Origin of the sequence: Microbaculum marinisediminis (genome assembly GCF_025397915.1) — a bacterium.
GTDB classification, from domain to species: domain Bacteria; phylum Pseudomonadota; class Alphaproteobacteria; order Rhizobiales; family Tepidamorphaceae; genus Microbaculum; species Microbaculum marinisediminis.
This window is the reverse complement of record NZ_JALIDZ010000026.1, coordinates 1-757: the sequence shown is the minus strand read 5'-3', so window position 1 is coordinate 757 and position 757 is coordinate 1. Positions and strand designations below refer to the sequence as shown.

The following is a 757-nucleotide window of genomic DNA, read 5'->3' as shown; positions in this document are numbered from 1 at the left end:
GGATCGGCATCGGCAAGCGCGACGGCATGTTGAAAAAGCTGCTGACGGTGGGGTGTGACGACGCAGGTCTGCGGCGGCACATCCGCACTTGCCCGTGTCACGGCACGACGGCAAGCAGCGTTGACGATCGCGACAAGAACCGCCCGCGTTGGCGGATGCGAGCTGCATTCATGGAACCAGGCAACGGCGGACGTAATGCCGCTCAATGTCGGTTCCGCCGCTCCGTCGGCACCACGCTCCAGCAGATAGCGAACCAGCGCATCGGGAGAGACGGGGACGGCCGGAATGCTCCGCTCGGCACACCACGCCCGCCATTTCTCGAAATGGGCGCGGTAATGCGCCTCTGTGTCTGGATTGCGCCGCGCGTTGGCGTCCACCTTCTCACCAAATCGGGTGAGCCATTCGACACGACGGCCATTCGCCTCGACCGGCGGCACCGTCTCGATGCCCTTGTTCCGATCGAGCAGGCGCCGGGCCTCGTCGTCCGGGATATCGATCACGTCGCCGGTGTTGTGCAGGGTGCCGTCTGGTCGACGGTAGCTGTGCATCAACATCAACGTCACATGCGGGACAGTCTCGGTCATTTCCGCTTCCCCTTGGCTTTCAGCCGGCCATAGACGGCATCGGCGAGGATCTGCTGGCAGATGTGCGAGCGCAGATAGGTCGGCTTGCCCGACAGCAGTTCATGCAATGCGGTTTCGTCGTCGAGCAGGCCCCGGAGATAGGCGACAATGCCCTGTGTCGCGTCCGCCTGCGT

At 63.9% G+C, this 757-nt stretch carries 1 protein-coding gene; it reads right to left on the bottom strand.

From position 1 onward, the window contains the following. On the bottom strand, positions 1–584 hold a 584-nt coding region (locus tag MUB46_RS24125; RefSeq protein ID WP_261618529.1), incomplete at its 3' end, for a hypothetical protein. Between the last annotated feature and the right edge of the window lie 173 nt (positions 585–757).